Source organism: Aureimonas sp. Leaf454, from assembly GCF_001424685.1.
Classification (GTDB): domain Bacteria; phylum Pseudomonadota; class Alphaproteobacteria; order Rhizobiales; family Rhizobiaceae; genus Plantimonas.
In genome coordinates this window covers 279,428-291,592 of sequence record NZ_LMQT01000024.1, presented here as the reverse complement: position 1 = coordinate 291,592, position 12,165 = coordinate 279,428, and the positions used below count along the sequence as shown (strand labels likewise).

Sequence of the window (12,165 nt, the reverse complement as noted above, 5' to 3'; positions counted from 1 at the left end):
CGCCGTCCCGGGATCGCAGGTGGCCCGGACGCTTCCGGCATGAAAAAGGGCCTGCAGGTTCGCTCCCGCAGGCCCTTTTCTCTCGCGATCCCGTCGCCGTCGGCGCCTCGGATCGGCTCCTCCCAGAGATCTCGGCCCGATGTCTCGGGCCGGATTGTCATCGCACCCGGTGCGGGCGCAAGGCCCCCCGGATGCCGCTCACTCCGCCGCGAGAGCGACGCTCGGCGCGGCCTGCATCACCTCGCTGTCGACATGGGCCTCGAACTTCTCGAAGTTCCGGCGGAACATGTCCACGAGCTTGGCGGCCTGCGCGTCGTAGGCGGCCTTGTCGGCCCAGGTGGAGCGGGGATCGAGGATGGCGCCGTCGACGCCCGCCACCGCCACGGGAACGTCGAACCCGAAATTCTCGTCCGTCCGGAACTCGGCATCCTTCAGGGATCCGTCGAGCGCGGCGGCGAGCAGGGCGCGCGTCGCCTTGATCGGCATGCGGTTGCCCGTGCCGTAGGCGCCGCCCGTCCAGCCGGTCGAGACCAGCCAGCAATCGACGTCGTGGCGCGCGATGAGGTCGCGCAGGAGATTGCCGTATTCGGACGGGTGCCGCGGCATGAAGGGCGCGCCGAAGCAGGTCGAGAAGGTCGCCTCCGGCTCGGTCACGCCGCGCTCCGTGCCGGCGACCTTGGCGGTGTAGCCGGACAGGAAGTGATACATGGCCTCGGCCGGCGTCAGCCGGGCGATCGGCGGCAGCACGCCGAAGGCATCGGCCGTCAGCATGATGATGTTCTTGGGATGCGGCCCGAGGCCGGTCTCGCTGGCATTCGGGATGTAGTGCAGCGGATAGGCGGCGCGGGTGTTCTCGGTCAGCGACTTGTCGTCGAAATCCGGCACGCGGTTCTCGTCGAGGACCACGTTCTCGAGCACCGTCGCGAACTTGCGCGTCGTGGCGAAGATCTCCGGCTCGGCCTCGGCCGAGAGCTTGATCGTCTTGGCGTAGCAGCCGCCTTCGAAGTTGAAGATGCCGTCCGCGCCCCAGCCGTGTTCGTCGTCGCCGATCAGCGTGCGCCGGGGATCGGCCGAGAGCGTGGTCTTGCCGGTGCCGGACAGGCCGAAGAAGACCGCCGAGCCGCCGTCCGCGCCGACATTGGCCGAGCAGTGCATCGGCATGACGCCCTTCTGCGGCAGCAGGTAATTGAGGACGGTGAAGACCGACTTCTTCATTTCGCCGGCATAGGCCGTGCCGCCGATGAGGACGATCCTGCGGGCGAAGTCGACCGCGATGATCGTTTCGGACCGGCAGCCGTGGCGCGCGGGATCGGCACGGAACGAGGGCAGGTCGATGATCGTCAGCTCGGGGTCGAAGCGCTCGACCGCCTCCGGCGCGGGACGGATCAGGAGGTTGCGGATGAAGAGCGAGTGCCAGGCATATTCGGTGACGACGCGCGTCGCCAAGGCGTTGGCGGGATCGGCGCCGCCCACGAGGTCCTGAACGAAGAGATCGCGACCTTCGGCATGGGCCTTGAAGTCGTCGTAGAGGCGCTCGAAAGCCTCGGGCGTCAGGGCGTTGTTGTTGTCCCACCAGACGGCGCCCTCGGTCGAGGCGTCGCGGACGACATACTTGTCCTTGGGCGAGCGGCCGGTGTGCTGGCCGGTCGTGGCGACGAGCGCGCCATGGGCGGTCAGCCGCGCTTCGCCGCGACGGATCGCGGTCTCGACGAGGTCGGGCTCGCCGAGATTCCAACGCACCGAGGACAGGCCGGAGAGGCCCGTGGTCTCGATGCCCTTGAGAGGATTGCGCAACCCGATCTCGTTCATGTCGCCGATTCTCCGTGTGCCGAGTGCCCGATGCTGAATCCATAGGGGCATTGCGGCGCTGCAGCAAGCGGAGATTGGCCAATTTGCTTAACGACATCAGGATCTTAATCGATTATATTTGTGTCGCGAGCATTCTAATCGGTTCGATATTGGATCTCATCTTTCCTCACTTTGTCGAACCATTGAAAGAAGGAGTGTTTCGGCCGGGAGCGTTTCGGTGATGCGTCGTCCGGCACTTTTTCGGTCCTGCCGCATTTCCCGGTGGAAGCGGAGCGCGGACGCGCTCCGGACGACAGCGAGGAGCCTTCGCAATGGCTGCGGATACCACCGAGACGTTTTGGAACATGGTCGATGATTTCGGCACCTGCATGGTCGTCACATCCGACGGCCGGAAGCTGCGGGCGCGGCCGATGGCGCCCCGCGTCTCCGACGAGCGGCGCCAGATCCTCTTCCTGACGGACAGCCGTTCGCACAAGGTCGACGAGATCGAGGCGAACCCGCAGGTCGCCCTCACCTTCTCCAAGCACGGCGAATACGTGTCGGCCTCCGGACGCGCCTCGATCTCGACGAGCCGCGCGCTCGTCGCTTCGATCTGGGACGAGGAAGCGGAAGCCTGGATGCCGCAGGGCAAGGACGATCCGACCGTCGTCGTGCTGGTGGTCGATCCGGACGAGGCCGAGATCTGGGACGTGACGAGCAACAAGGTGAAGCAGGCCTGGGAATTCGCGAAGGCCTATCTCGGCGACAAGGACCGGCCGGATACGACCAAGCACGAGAAGGTCACCCTCTAAGGACCTTCCGCACGAAGAGCCATCCGCGGGGAAAGACCCTTGCCCGCGCGATGCCGCGGCCTCCACCCGGAGGGCTCGGACCACCGGACCGATGTCGGGGCGGACGCCCGAGGCGGACCGAGGCGGAAGACGTCGGAAGACGTCAGGAGACCGAGAGCGCACGATGGCCGCCGAACCGCGGACATCGTGCGCTCGCACGGCTGGGAGGCGCTCGTGGCCGGCGGGTGAAAGATTGATTGTTTGTAATTCTCGCCCCGCGCCACATTTAATGCCGATTGTTGTCGCGAAAGCACAGTGTGCTAGGACAGGTTCGCAAAGACCGCGGTCCAGCCTCGATGTCGACGACGGACGACGGGATCGACCGGACCGAGGCGGTCCGACCGAATCGCCCGGCTGGAACAGGAGAACGACGCAATGCCGACAATCGCGCTGGTGGATGACGACAGGAACATCCTGACGTCGGTCTCGATCGCGCTCGAGAACGAAGGCTATCGCGTCGAGACCTACACCGACGGTGCTTCCGCGCTGGAGGGACTGTCGAACCGGCCGCCGCATCTGGCGATCTTCGACATCAAGATGCCGCGGATGGACGGCATGGAACTCCTGCGCCGGCTGCGCCAGAAATCGGACCTGCCGGTGATCTTCCTCACCTCGAAGGATGAGGAGATCGACGAGCTCTTCGGCCTCAAGATGGGCGCCGACGACTACATCCGCAAACCCTTCTCGCAGCGCCTGCTCGTCGAGCGCGTGCGCGCGATCCTGCGGCGCGGCGGCGCGCAGGTCGGCGTGAAGGCGGGTCCCTCGCCGGAAGCCTCGCTGGAGCGCGGGCAGCTCGTCATGGACCAGGAGCGCCACACCTGCACCTGGATGGGCCAGCCGGTGACGCTGACCGTCACCGAGTTCCTGATCCTCCATTCGCTCGCCCAGCGTCCGGGCGTCGTGAAGAGCCGCGACGCGCTGATGGACGCGGCCTACGACGAGCAGGTCTATGTCGACGATCGCACGATCGACAGCCACATCAAGCGGCTGCGCAAGAAGTTCAAGGCGATCGACGACGACTTCGACATGATCGAGACGCTCTACGGCGTGGGCTATCGCTTCCGCGAGATCTGATGCCGAACGGCCTTGCGTGGAGCGTCGGGCCGCGGCGCTCTGAACGGGTGGATCGATGACCGCATCGGGCGAGGCCGATACGAGGCGCGACCCCGCCGCCGAACGACGGCGACGGCTGGGAGCGGTCGGCCGTGCACGGTTCCGTCGGCTTCCCTTCGTGCGACGCAGTCTCCAGAGGATGCGCTGGCTGCTCGGCCATTCCATTTTCTCCTCGCTGACGCGCCGGATCGTCTTCCTCAACCTCGTCGCGCTGATCGTTCTCGTTTCCGGCATCCTCTATCTCAACCAGTTCCGCGCCGGCCTCATCGACGCGCGGGTCGAGAGCCTGCTGACGCAAGGGGAAATCATCGCCGGGGCCATCGCCTCCTCGGCCACGGTGGAGACCAATTCGATCACGCTCGACCCCGAGCGCCTTCTGGAACTCCAGGCCGGCGACACGCTGCAGCCGGGATCGGACGCCGCGGAAAGCCTCGACTTCCCGATCAATCCCGAGCGCGTCGCGCCCCTCCTGCGCCGCCTGATCTCGCCGACCCGAACCCGCGCGCGGCTCTACGACCGCGACGCCAATCTCATCCTCGATTCGCGCCATCTCTATTCGCGCGGCCAGATCCTGCGCTACGACCTGCCCCCGCTCGCCGACGAGGAGACGGGACCGATGGAGACCGCGCTCGGCTGGGTCCAGCACCTCTTCCAGCGTTCGGACCTCCCGATCTATTCCGAAACGCCGGGCGGCTCCGGCGCGACCTATCCCGAGGTGATGAACGCGCTGACCGGCGGCCCGGCGACGGTCGTTCGCGTCACCGACAAGGGCGAGCTGATCGTCTCCGTCGCCGTGCCGATCCAGCGGTTCCGCGCCGTGCTCGGCGTCCTCCTCCTGTCGACGCAGGGCGGTGACATCGACAAGATCGTGCAGGCCGAGCGAATGGCGATCGTGCGCGTCTTCGCGGTGGCCGCGCTCGTCACGATCGTCCTCTCGATCCTCCTCGCCTCGACGATCGCGACGCCGCTCCGACGCCTGTCGGCCGCCGCGATCCGGGTGAAGCGGGGCGTCAAGTCCCGCGAGGAGATCCCCGATTTCGGCGATCGGGCCGACGAGGTCGGCAATCTGGCGACCGCGCTGCGCGACATGACCAACGCCCTCTACAAGCGCATGGACGCCATCGAGAGCTTCGCGGCCGATGTCAGCCACGAGTTGAAGAACCCGCTGACCTCGCTGCGCTCGGCTGTCGAGACGCTGCCCATGGCGCGGAGCGAGGATTCCAAGGCGCGGCTCCTCGCCGTCATCGAACACGACGTGCGTCGCCTCGACCGCCTGATCACGGACATCTCGGACGCCTCGCGCCTCGATGCCGAACTCGCGCGCGAGCTGAGCGAGCGCGTCGATCTCGCCGGCCTCCTGGAATCCGTCGTCGATGGCGCGCGGGCGCACACGAAGGACGGCTGGGACACCGACATCCGCCTCGACGTCGAGCCGGCGCTTCCCACGATGGGCTCCAAGCCCTATCGCGTGGCCGGGCACGACCTGCGCCTGTCCCAGGTCTTCACCAACCTCATCGACAACGCCCGCTCCTTCGTGCCGATGGAAGGCGGGCGCATCCGCGTCCGCTTGAGCCGCAAGGGCTCGCGCGTCATCGTGGTCGTCTCCGACAACGGACCGGGCATCCAGGCCGAGAACATCCAGCGCATCTTCGAGCGCTTCTACACCGACCGTCCCTCCGGCGAGGCCTTCGGGCAGAATTCCGGCCTCGGCCTCTCGATCTCGCGGCAGATCGTGGAGGCCCATGGCGGCACGCTGGAGGCCGAGAACATCCGCGATCCCCATGCGCCGAACGGGTTGGCCGGCGCGCGGTTCACCGTATCGTTGCCGGCGGAATGAGCGAGCGGCGGCCGTCGGCGGGACCCGGCACGTCCTTGCCCCGCAACAACGTCCACGCGACCGGCATCCGGATCGGCGGGCTCGGCATTCTCGTCCGCGGACCGGCGCGCAGCGGCAAGTCCTCGCTGGCGCTCGCCACCCTGCGCCGGGCGGAGGCCGCGGGTCTCCAAGCCGCGCTCGTCGCCGACGACCAGCTGTTCCTCGAGCCGATGGGCGCGATGCTCGATATGGTCGCACCCCCGGCCACCCGAGGTCTCATCGAGATTTCCGGCGTCGGTATCTTGGAGGAGCCCTCGATCGAACGGGCCACCATCGGCCTTCTCGTCGATCTCCAGGACCCCGCCTCTATCGAGCGGCTGCCGGCGCGCGCCACGATCCGGTTCGCCGGGGCCGACATCGCCCGCATCGCCCTGCCCCGCTGCGACGCAAGCTTCGGGGCAGACATTCTGGTCAGTCTTGCGAAGCGGCCCAGAAACCACGATCTTAACCAATTCTAAAGGACGGGCTTCCCTTACCGCAGCCCCGATGGCAGTCTTCGCCGCCATGGCCCGAGGGCAGACCGATCGCCGAGAGGCCGTATCGGGCGCTTCTTCGGCTTCCGGCGGAGCCTTCTCGGGGTCCGCTCGAACGAGTGATCGGCCCTTCGGCCAAAGACCTGCGGCTCCTGCCTGTCGCATCCAACGGAGCGCGTGGATTGACGCCAACAGTTTACGGCCCGCACGCCAGTCGCCGCGCGGGCCTCGTATCGAAGCCGGGCTCGCCGAGAGCGGAGCGGTGCCAGAGCGGAGCATGCCCCTCATGATCGGACTGGTGCTTGTCACCCATGGTCGTCTGGCGCACGAATTCCGTCTGGCCGTCGAGCATGTCGTGGGGCCGCAGGACGCCTTCGAGACGATCTCGATCGGTCCCGAGGACGACATGGAGCAGCGGCGGACCGACATCGTCGATGCCGTTGCGCGGGCCGATCGAGGCAGCGGCGTCATCATCGTGACCGACATGTTCGGCGGCACGCCCTCCAATCTCGCGATCTCGGTGATGGACGGGGTCCAGATCGACGTTCTCGCGGGCATGAACCTTCCCATGCTGATCAAGCTGGCCAGCGTCCGGCAGGATCAAGCGATCGGCGAGGCGCTGCGGCACGCCCAGGAGGCGGGACGCAAGTACATCAACGTCGCCAGCCGAATCCTCAGCGGCAAGTGAACGAGATGACGAGCGACACCGACCAGGCGGACGAATCGGACGAGGGTGCCCTGCGGCGGACGCTGCCGATCGTCAACCGGCGCGGGCTCCATGCCCGGGCCTCCGCGAGGTTCGTCCAGCTCGCCGAGACCTTCGACGCGGAGATCACCGTCAGCCGGGACGGGCTCTCGGTCGGAGGCCAGTCCATCATGGGCCTGATGATGCTGGCGGCCGGCATCGGCTCGAGCATCGACGTCGCGGCGACGGGACCGGAGGCCTCGGCCGCGCTCGACGCCATCACCGCCCTCGTCGCGGACCGTTTCGGCGAAGAAGCCTGACCGCTTTCCGGCGCTGCCGCAGCCGCGACGCCGCGGGAGCGACGGCGCGAGGATCGCGGCAGCGACGCGAAACGGACCGGCGAGATCCGAGCGCGGATGGCGATGCAAACCTGATTTTCAGGCCGTGACACGACGGTTGTAAGCGTTGCGAAAGGCCCGCGTGGCATCTCCACGGTCGAGACGGCTCTCCCGAGCCGAGACGCGGCCCGCCCCGCTCTCCGCGACCCTTCTGGACCTGTCATGCCGAACCTCGCTCTCGTGCCCTCGCCCGGCGCGCTTACGTCCGACGCGCCCTTCGTCCCCGCCGGCCTTCCGGCGGCCGACGCTTCCCCGGCTGCCATCCGCCTGACGCCCGGTCCGGCCCGGCCCACCGGAGAGGCGCAATCCGGCCCGTCGCCGCTCGGCAGGCGCCGGATCTTCGGCGCACTGAAAGGCCTCGTTCCCTCCAAAGCGCCGGCCATGGCGGATCGCGGCGGCATCCCGGGTCTGGAAGCCGCGATCCGCATCGTCGAAGCGCAGGGGCACGGCGAGGCCAATCTCGTGCGCATGGCCGACAAGGACATCCTGCTCTCCGGAGACGGCGAGGCCTTCGTCATGCATGCGCGTCGCGGTCGCTCGCTGATCGCGCTGTCCGATCCGGTCGGAGCCGCCGAGGCCTTCCCGGACCTCGTCGAGCGCTTCGTCGGCCTCGCGCGGGACCAAGGGCTGCGGCCAGTCTTCTACCAGATCTCGCCGGGTCTCCTCGGTCCCTGCTTCGAGGCCGGACTGAAGACCCTGAAGCTCGGCGAGCAGGCGGTCGTCGACCTCGAAGGCTTCGATCTGAAGGGCGGCAAGTGGCAGAGCCTGCGCCGCAACCTCAACCGCGCCGAACGCGACGGGCTCGCCTTCGCCTTCGTGCCGGTCAGCGACGTCCCCGCGCTTCTCGGCGAACTCCAGACGGTCTCGGATGAATGGCTGGCGGCGACGCGGGCGCGCGAGAAGAGCTTCTCGCTCGGCAGCTTCATGCCCGACTATCTCGCGACGCAGCCGGTGGCGGTCGTTCGCCTCGACGGCCGCCTCGTCGCCTTCGCCTCCGTGCTGACGACGCCGCTGCGCCAGTCGGCCTTCATCGACCTCATGCGCTTCGTGCCGGGGGTCCATCGCAGCTTGATGGACCTTCTCTTCATCAAGGTGATGGAGCACCTGCGGTCGGACGGCTTTTCGGCCCTCAACCTCGGCATGGCGCCGCTCTCGGGCCTTGCCGACGCGGACGGCGCGCCGCTGTGGAACCAGCTCGGCCGCACCATCTTCGAATGCGGCGAGAGCTTCTACAACTTCCAGGGCCTTCGGGCCTTCAAGTCGAAGTTCGAGCCGCAATGGCAGTCGCGCTATCTCGCGGTTCCCGCGAATGCCAATCCCTATCTCGCGGTCATGGACGTCGCGCTCCTCATCAGCGGCGGGCTGCGCGGCGTCTTCGGCAAGTGAGACCGCCCAGTTCTGGGCAGAAGCCGCGTCGACGGCCTCGGTGAGGTGAAACCGATCAGGGCTGCGCGGGCTCTCTCTCCTCCTGCCCCTCGCCGGCCCCGTTCGCCGCGATCACGCGACGCCACAAGGCGTCGGCCTTGGCCCTGGCGGTGGCGGCGGGGAAGAGGACGCGCGTTTCGGTGTTGCCGTTGCGCAGCTGGTCCCGCAGACCGGCCGCGATCCGATCGCCGCCGGCCGCCGCGACCTGGGCGAGCGCATAGGCCTCGGTGAGGTTGCGGGGGGCCCGGTCGCCTTCGTAATGATCGAAGGCGGCTTGCCGGATCGCGCTCCAGTCCTGCGCCGCGATAGCCGCGTCGAGCGCTTCGGCGGCGGCCTTGCCGGTGTCGAGCTTCTCCCACTGGGACAAGGCCTTGTCCTCTCCGGAGGCCAGCGTCTCGGCCGGCAGCCGGTCGGCGAAGGCCTGGAGCACGCGTTCGGGCACCGCAACGCCCCGCGCCTTGGCGAGCAGCAGGAGAGCGTAGGGATCGGTCGCGTCCTCGGAGCCGATGGCCGCTTCGGGATCGAGGACGATGCCGGAGACCGCGATGTCGATCGCCGCCTCGTCGCCGAGAACGGCGTCGCCGAGCGCGAGGCGCACGCCGGCGGGAATGTCCTGCGGCACGCCGAGACCCTCCACGAGCCGTCGCGACATCGCGATGCCGTCGTCGTCCCCGGCCGGGGCGGCCGGATCGATCAGCTCCGGCGCCCGCGTCGGCACGAGCGAAACGGTCGGATTGAGCGCCTCGACGAGGGCGGAGGTGACCGCGCCCTTCTGCAGTTCGGCGAGCGCCACCGGCCGCTCGGGCGAGAAGCGGATCTCCAGATGGTCGGGCTCGGCGAGAAAGGCCTGGAGCGTCTGCGACCATTCGGTCGAACGGCGTTGCAGATCGGGGCTCGCCCCGCCCGGCAGATCCTGGAAGAGCCCCTGCATCACCGGTCCGATCGTCGCCGCGACGATGCCCTGGATCTCGTCCTTCGAAAGGTTCTGAGCCTCCTTGGCGAAGGCGAAGGCGGCATCGGCGAGGCCGGCATCGCGGAAGGACAGGCTCGCGCCGAGAAGCTCGCCCACCACCTGCGGCTCGCCGCCGCCGGTTGCATTTGGCAGGGCGTCGACATCGCCGTCCCCGTCGATGTCCGTGCCCGTCCCGTCCAGCGGCACGAGCAGGTGAAAGCCGGCGACGCTGGCGGCGAAATCGATCCGGCCGATGCGCCGAAGATCGGCCGACACGTCGACCGCGTAGCTGGCGGAGGGCGCATCCTGGTCGACCGACACCGCGATGTCGCCCTCGATCACCTCGCTGCCGACGCGCTTCAGCGCGTCGCGAAGCTCCGGCTCCAGCGTCAGGCGGCGCGTGTCGATGGAAAGGCCCTGGTAGACGGAGGTCGATGCGCCGATCCGGACGCGATCGACGGAGGCCTCGAAGTCGCCGCGCGCGATCCTGAGGCCGCGCAGCACGAAGGTCTGCGTCAGCGGATCGTAGGCGCGGCCGTCATAGGTCAGGACGACGACGCTGCGCGCCAGCGTCACCACGACATCGAAGATCGCGGGACTGTAGGGCAGGAGGAAGCGGGCGATCCCGCCCTCCACCGAGCCCTGCGCGAGGAGGTTGGAGAACGGGTTCAGCGCAGGGAGATCGTCGGCCCGGGCAGACGTGGACGATGCGGGCGACGAGAGGAGGAGCGCGGACAGGCCGAGCGCGGCGGCAGTCCGGCAAAGGCGCGTGCGAAGCGGCAAGGGGCTTCGGCCCCCCTGTCGGGTGTTCGTCATGGTCCTCGTCTCCCGTTTGCGTGGCGGCCATGGCCGCGTTTGCTGGTGTAGCCGATCTTCTCCGCCTGCGAAAAGGGAGGGGACGGACGACACCGGAGGAACCGGCCCGATCGAAATTATCTTCCGATCCACCATCATATAAAGGGATCTTTATATCCGCTTGTCCCGATATGGCGTCCCTGCTAAGGAGAGGACATGAAGCGGGCGCCGCCACCCCCGCCTTTTCCACCCGACCATCCCATCGATCGAGGACAGAGCCATGGTTGCTTTGAACGACTGCGTCATCAAGGATCCCGAACTCGCCTCCTGGGGCCGCAAGGAAATCGAGATCGCCGAAACCGAGATGCCGGGCCTGATGGCCTGCCGCGAGGAGTTCGGCACCGACAAGCCGCTGACCGGCGCGCGCATCACCGGCTCGCTCCACATGACGATCCAGACCGCCGTCCTCATCGAGACGCTGCAGGCGCTGGGCGCGACCGTCCGCTGGGCCTCCTGCAACATCTTCTCCACGCAGGACCATGCCGCCGCGGCGATCGCGGCCACCGGCACGCCGGTCTTCGCCGTCAAGGGCGAGAGCCTCGAGGAGTACTGGGACTACACCGACCGCATCTTCCAGTGGCAGGACGGTAAGCCCTCCAACATGATCCTCGACGATGGCGGCGACGCCACGATGTACATCCTCACCGGCGCGCGCGCCGAAGCCGGAGAGGACGTCCTGTCCAGCCCCGGCAACGAGGAGGAGGAGATCTTCGTCGCCCAGATCCAGAAGCGCATGGCGGCGACGCCGGGCTTCTTCACGCGCCAGCGCGAGGCCATCAAGGGCGTGACGGAAGAGACGACGACGGGCGTGAACCGGCTCTATCAACTGCAGAAGAAGGGGCTCCTTCCCTTCCCCGCGATCAACGTCAACGACAGCGTGACCAAGTCGAAGTTCGACAACAAGTACGGCTGCAAGGAATCCCTCGTCGACGGCATCCGCCGCGCGACCGACGTGATGATGGCCGGCAAGGTCGCCGTGGTCTGCGGCTATGGCGACGTCGGCAAGGGTTCGGCCGCCTCGCTCCAGGGCGCCGGAGCCCGCGTCAAGGTCACCGAGGTCGATCCGATCTGCGCGCTGCAGGCCGCCATGGACGGCTTCGAAGTGGTGACGCTCGAGGACGCCGCCCCCACCGCCGACATCATCATCACCACGACCGGCAACAAGGACGTCGTCACGCTCGACACGATGCGCCTCATGAAGGACATGGTGATCCTCGGAAACATCGGCCATTTCGACAACGAGATCCAGGTCGCGTCCCTGCGCAATCTCAAGTGGACGAACATCAAGCCGCAGGTCGACATGGTGAGCTTCCCCGATGGCAAGCGCATCCTGCTTCTGTCGGAAGGCCGTCTCCTCAATCTCGGCAACGCGACGGGTCATCCCTCCTTCGTGATGTCGGCCTCCTTCACCAACCAGACGCTCGCCCAGATCGAGCTCTTCACGAAGGGCGAGAAATACGGGAACGAGGTCTACGTCCTGCCCAAGCATCTCGACGAGAAGGTCGCCCGCCTGCATCTGGCCAAGCTCGGAGCCAAGCTGTCCGAGCTCTCGTCCGAGCAGGCCGCCTATATCGGCGTCTCGCCGCAAGGTCCCTTCAAGGCCGAACATTACCGCTACTGATCGGCTGAAGGCCCCCACGGGCCGGTCGTCAAGCCTCTGATCTTGCAAGGCCGCCGGCATGTCCGGCGGCCTTTTGCACATCGGCAACAGGCTGGCGCGAGGCTTGCGCGGCGCCCTCGGAGCGTTTC

At 67.7% G+C, this 12,165-nt stretch carries 10 protein-coding genes; 8 read left to right on the top strand and 2 right to left on the bottom strand.

Going from position 1 to position 12,165, the window contains the following annotated elements; translation table 11 throughout:
* Nucleotides 1-198 precede the first annotated feature (198 nt).
* Entirely contained in the window at nt 199-1,809 is a 1,611-nt protein-coding gene (locus ASG43_RS20650; protein ID WP_056508883.1) for a phosphoenolpyruvate carboxykinase, read from the bottom strand.
* 311 nt (nt 1,810-2,120) lie between these two features.
* On the opposite strand from ASG43_RS20650, the gene ASG43_RS20645 reads away from it, so the two are divergent.
* The 7 genes from ASG43_RS20645 (at nt 2,121) to ASG43_RS20615 (ending at nt 8,570) form a co-directional block, all read left to right on the top strand.
* Nucleotides 2,121-2,600, top strand: coding sequence for a pyridoxamine 5'-phosphate oxidase family protein (locus tag ASG43_RS20645; RefSeq protein ID WP_056508881.1), 480 nt, complete (start codon nt 2,121-2,123; stop codon nt 2,598-2,600).
* Between the two features lie 414 nt (nt 2,601-3,014).
* Entirely contained in the window at nt 3,015-3,713 is a 699-nt protein-coding gene (locus ASG43_RS20640; RefSeq protein ID WP_056508878.1) for a response regulator transcription factor, read from the top strand.
* Between the two features lie 178 nt (nt 3,714-3,891).
* A complete protein-coding gene (locus ASG43_RS20635; RefSeq protein ID WP_244488188.1) occupies nt 3,892-5,589 on the top strand; it encodes a sensor histidine kinase in 1,698 nt (565 codons plus the stop codon).
* 35 nt (nt 5,590-5,624) lie between these two features.
* The gene (locus ASG43_RS20630) at nt 5,625-6,086 is read left to right on the top strand and encodes a hypothetical protein (RefSeq protein WP_056508867.1); all 462 of its coding nucleotides are present in this window, start codon (nt 5,625-5,627) and stop codon (nt 6,084-6,086) included.
* 301 nt (nt 6,087-6,387) lie between these two features.
* Nucleotides 6,388-6,789, top strand: coding sequence for a PTS sugar transporter subunit IIA (locus ASG43_RS20625; protein ID WP_056509242.1), 402 nt, complete (start codon nt 6,388-6,390; stop codon nt 6,787-6,789).
* A gap of 5 nt (nt 6,790-6,794) precedes the next feature.
* Nucleotides 6,795-7,106, top strand: a complete 312-nt coding sequence (locus ASG43_RS20620; RefSeq protein ID WP_056509238.1) for an HPr family phosphocarrier protein — start codon at nt 6,795-6,797, stop codon at nt 7,104-7,106.
* A 240-nt stretch (nt 7,107-7,346) separates the two neighbouring features.
* Nucleotides 7,347-8,570, top strand: coding sequence for a phosphatidylglycerol lysyltransferase domain-containing protein (locus ASG43_RS20615; RefSeq protein WP_056508861.1), 1,224 nt, complete (start codon nt 7,347-7,349; stop codon nt 8,568-8,570).
* A gap of 55 nt (nt 8,571-8,625) precedes the next feature.
* On the opposite strand, the gene ASG43_RS20610 is transcribed toward ASG43_RS20615, so the two are convergent.
* Nucleotides 8,626-10,377: a hypothetical protein gene (locus ASG43_RS20610; protein WP_156386813.1), complete on the bottom strand. Its 1,752-nt coding sequence runs from the start codon at nt 10,375-10,377 to the stop codon at nt 8,626-8,628.
* A 259-nt stretch (nt 10,378-10,636) separates the two neighbouring features.
* On the opposite strand from ASG43_RS20610, the gene ahcY reads away from it, so the two are divergent.
* Complete coding sequence (gene ahcY, locus ASG43_RS20605) at nt 10,637-12,037, top strand: adenosylhomocysteinase (protein ID WP_056508857.1); 1,401 nt, start codon at nt 10,637-10,639, stop codon at nt 12,035-12,037.
* Nucleotides 12,038-12,165: the final 128 nt, after the last annotated feature.

Excerpts from the sequence above, each read along its gene's own strand:
- ASG43_RS20645 (WP_056508881.1), top strand. The coding sequence starts at position 2,121 with ATGGCTGCGGATACCACCGAGACGTTTTGGAACATGGTCGATGATTTC.
- ASG43_RS20615 (WP_056508861.1), top strand. The coding sequence starts at position 7,347 with ATGCCGAACCTCGCTCTCGTGCCCTCGCCCGGCGCGCTTACGTCCGAC.
- ASG43_RS20610 (WP_156386813.1), bottom strand. The coding sequence starts at position 10,377 with ATGACGAACACCCGACAGGGGGGCCGAAGCCCCTTGCCGCTTCGCACG.
- ASG43_RS20625 (WP_056509242.1), top strand. The coding sequence starts at position 6,388 with ATGATCGGACTGGTGCTTGTCACCCATGGTCGTCTGGCGCACGAATTC.
- ASG43_RS20640 (WP_056508878.1), top strand. The coding sequence starts at position 3,015 with ATGCCGACAATCGCGCTGGTGGATGACGACAGGAACATCCTGACGTCG.
- ahcY (WP_056508857.1), top strand. The coding sequence starts at position 10,637 with ATGGTTGCTTTGAACGACTGCGTCATCAAGGATCCCGAACTCGCCTCC.
- ASG43_RS20650 (WP_056508883.1), bottom strand. The coding sequence starts at position 1,809 with ATGAACGAGATCGGGTTGCGCAATCCTCTCAAGGGCATCGAGACCACG.
- ASG43_RS20620 (WP_056509238.1), top strand. The coding sequence starts at position 6,795 with ATGACGAGCGACACCGACCAGGCGGACGAATCGGACGAGGGTGCCCTG.
- ASG43_RS20635 (WP_244488188.1), top strand. The coding sequence starts at position 3,892 with ATGCGCTGGCTGCTCGGCCATTCCATTTTCTCCTCGCTGACGCGCCGG.